Consider the following 3103-nt stretch of genomic DNA (forward strand, 5'->3'; position numbering starts at 1 on the left):
CCACTCCCCCCCCGCGCCCCGACACCCCCCCCCATCAGCGGCGGGGTTTGGGGGGGTAGTGTCCGCCGCGTCCCACCCTCCATTGTTGGGGGGCGGGGGGGCGACGCCCCCCCCCTCCCCCCCCCGGGCCGTTACCGGCCCCGCGCGGCGAGGCCGCGGCGCAGGAAGTCCAGCTGGTGCAGCAGCAGGTTCTCCGCCACCGTCTCGTCGCTGGGGGAGTGGGTGGCCCCGCTGAGCGGCAGCAGCTCGTGCGGGCGGCCGGCGGCGAGCAGGGCGGCGGAGAGCCGCAGCGTGTGCGCGGGCAGCACGTTGTCGTCGGCCAGGCCGTGCACCAGCAGCAGCGGCCGGCGCAGGCCGGCGGCGTCGGGGATCAGCGAGCAGGCGTCGTAGCGCTCCGGGTGCTCGTCCGGGTGGCCGAGGAAGCGCTCCTTCCAGTGGGTGTCGTACAGCCGGTGGTCGGTGGGCGCGGCCCCGGCCACCGCGGCGTGGAAGACGTCCGGGCGGCGCAGCACGGCCAGGGCGGCCAGGAAGCCGCCGAAGGACCAGCCCCGGACGGCGACCCGGTCGAGGTCCAGCAGCCCCGGGCGGGCCAGTGCGGCCTCCCGCAGGGCCTCGACCTGGTCGTCCAGGACCGGCGTGGCGATGTCGGCGAACACGGCCTTCTCCCAGTGCGGGCCCCGGCCTGGGGTGCCGCGCCCGTCCACCACCAGGACGGCGAAGCCCTGGTCGGCGAACCACTGCGAGACCAGGTCGGGCCAGCCGCCGGCCGCGGTGGCCTTCTGCAGCGCGGGCCCGCCGTAGGGGTCGAGCAGGACGGGCAGCGGGCCGTCGCCGGGGCGGTGGCCGGTGGGCCGGAAGAGCGTGGCGCGCAGCTCGCGCGGGCCCAGCCGGAGCGGCTCGGGCCGGGCGGTGAGGACGGGGCGCTGCGCGTGCGAGCGCAGGTCGACGGCGGGGCGCCCGTTCCGGTGGACGGTGGTGTGGCCGCCGGGCGCGCCGGGCGTCCGCGCGGTGTGGACGAGGGTGCCGTCGCTCCGTACGCCGGTGTGCGCGCCGGGCGCGGAGCTGAGCCGTACGGCGCCCTCGGCCGGGTCGTACGACCAGAGGTGGGTTTCGGTCGGCTCGGTGGAGGCGGTGAAGAGGACCTGTTCGCCGTCGGTCCCGAGCACCGAGCGCAGTTGGAGACCGGGCGGGGTGACGGGCTCGCCGCCCACGGTGAGCCGGCGGGTGTCGCCGAGGTCCGCGGCGTCGACCAGGGCCCCGGCGGTGGTGCGGACGGGCAGGCCGGGGACGAGTTCGACCCAGTGCTCGTCCCGCTGCTCGGCGAGCGTCCGGGTGGCGCCGTCGGCCGGGTCCACGGCGAGGGTGCGGACGGTGCGCTGGTCCCGGCTCTGCACGGCGGCGAAGGGGCCGTGGGCGTCCCAGCCGGCGGCGGTCAGGTACTCGAACCCGGCGCGGTCCCAGCGGGCCTCGGTACGGCCGCCGTCGAGGTCCAGCAGCCAGAGCGAGACGGCGGCGTTGGCGGTGCCGGCCAGCGGGTAGCGCAGGACGCGCGGCGGCCGCGCCGGATCGGCCGGGTCGGCGAGGTGGAGGCGGGCGAGCGGGCCGTTGTCCACCCGGGCGGCCAGCAGCCGGGTGCCGTCCGGCGACCACCAGTACGCCCGGGTGCGGTGCATGGACTCGGCGGCGACGTGGTCGGGGACGCCGTACGCGACCTCGGCGTGCTCGGGCTCGGCCAGTGCGCGGTCCCCGGTGCCGTCCACCCCGATGACGCGCAGCGCCCCGTCGCCGACGTAGGCGATCCGGCGGCCGGTCGGGTCCGGGCGCGGGTCGTAGACGCCGGTGGCGGTCGGTATCCGGCGGACGCCGCCCTCGGCGGGGTCCGCCACCCAGAGCTCCCCGCCCAGGGCGAAGACGACCGTCCGGCCCGCCCGGTCGGCGGCGAAGGAAGTGATTCCGGTGGCGTGCACGCGGGAGCGCTCGCGGCGGATCCGCTCCGCCTCGGGGACGTCCCGGCCCTCGCCGCCCAGCCCGGCCGGATCGGCCAGCAGCCGCTCCTCGCCGCGGTCGGCGTCCAGCGCCCAGAGACAGCCGACCGGGTCGTCCCCGGCCCGGCTGCGCAGGAACAGCACCGTCCGCCCGCCGTCGCAGACGACCGGATGGGAGGGCACCCCGAGGGAGAACCGACGGGTACGGGCGAGCTGACGGGGCAGCGATTCACTCGACATGCCCGACACCCTGACACGCCTCGGGGCGGTCGGTCCTGCGGCCCGCTGCCCCTCTTCTGCCCGGGCGCCCGGAACTTCACCCCGAACGGTTCTGATTCGGGGTCATGACGGGCCATCAAGTCATGACACGAACGGATTCAGGAATGCTCCCACCGAAACTTTCCGGAGCGGCGGTTCGGTGGCCCGGAGGATGTGTTCCGCAAGCACGTTCGGCCATGGTCGGCGATCTGCCATGTCCGTGTAAACCCGCTGCTCGGCGGGGGTTGTCGGAGGGGGTGTCAGTCGATATGGTCCGGCGGGTCGGGGTTCGCCGGACTCCCGGCGGAGCCTGCTCAAGCGGGCCGATGCCGATTCCGTGGAAACGCCTCCGCGGTGAATCGTCATGCCTTTTCGGGGATGGAGTGAATGATGAAGTTCAAGGCTGTCGTACTGGTCGGAATCACGGCCGTGGGAATGGCCCTGGCCGCCGCGCCCGCGGCATCCGCCGGATCGATCGACGGTGGATGCAGCGCCAAGGCCCATCTGGACGGTCTCGGCCGGCCGACCGCCGAGTCCACCTGCTCCGGCCGGTTGCCGTCGGGAGCCGCGCACCGGGCGAAGATCACCTGTGACGTCGTGACGGGCAGCCGGGAGAGCGTCGTCCGGTCCACTTGCTGGGGGCCGTGGGTCTCGCCCGGGCAGACCTCCTCGATCCGCTGCGGGTTCAAGTCGTTCCTGGTCGGCGCCTCGTCCGAGGTCCGCGGCGGCTGACGCGGAAAGCCCGGAGGCCCGGGGGGGGGGGGGGGGCAACAACCAAGACCCCAGGAGTGGCGTTTTATCCTCCGGGGTCGCGGGAAGCACCCCCCCAGGGGGCGAACCCCCCTCTGTTCACTGCCCAG

The 3103-nt window shown here is 75.5% G+C and carries 2 protein-coding genes; one reads left to right on the top strand and one right to left on the bottom strand.

Annotated elements, in window-relative coordinates; all coding sequences use genetic code 11:
* Positions 1–131: 131 nt before the first annotated feature.
* Positions 132–2225 (bottom strand): S9 family peptidase, encoded by a 2094-nt coding sequence (locus ACZ4UX_RS17000; protein WP_465707210.1) that lies wholly within the window; start codon positions 2223–2225, stop codon positions 132–134.
* A 408-nt stretch (positions 2226–2633) separates the two neighbouring features.
* Between ACZ4UX_RS17000 and ACZ4UX_RS17005 the strand changes: the two genes are divergently transcribed.
* Positions 2634–2975: a hypothetical protein gene (locus ACZ4UX_RS17005; RefSeq protein ID WP_465707211.1), complete on the top strand. Its 342-nt coding sequence runs from the start codon at positions 2634–2636 to the stop codon at positions 2973–2975.
* The last annotated feature ends 128 nt before the right edge of the window (positions 2976–3103 follow it).

It is taken from the genome of Kitasatospora sp. NPDC028961, from assembly GCF_055564815.1.

Bases quoted from the DNA above. Each gene is read 5' to 3' on its own strand.
- ACZ4UX_RS17000 (WP_465707210.1), bottom strand. From the start codon at position 2,225: ATGTCGAGTGAATCGCTGCCCCGTCAGCTCGCCCGTACCCGTCGGTTC.
- ACZ4UX_RS17005 (WP_465707211.1), top strand. From the start codon at position 2,634: ATGAAGTTCAAGGCTGTCGTACTGGTCGGAATCACGGCCGTGGGAATG.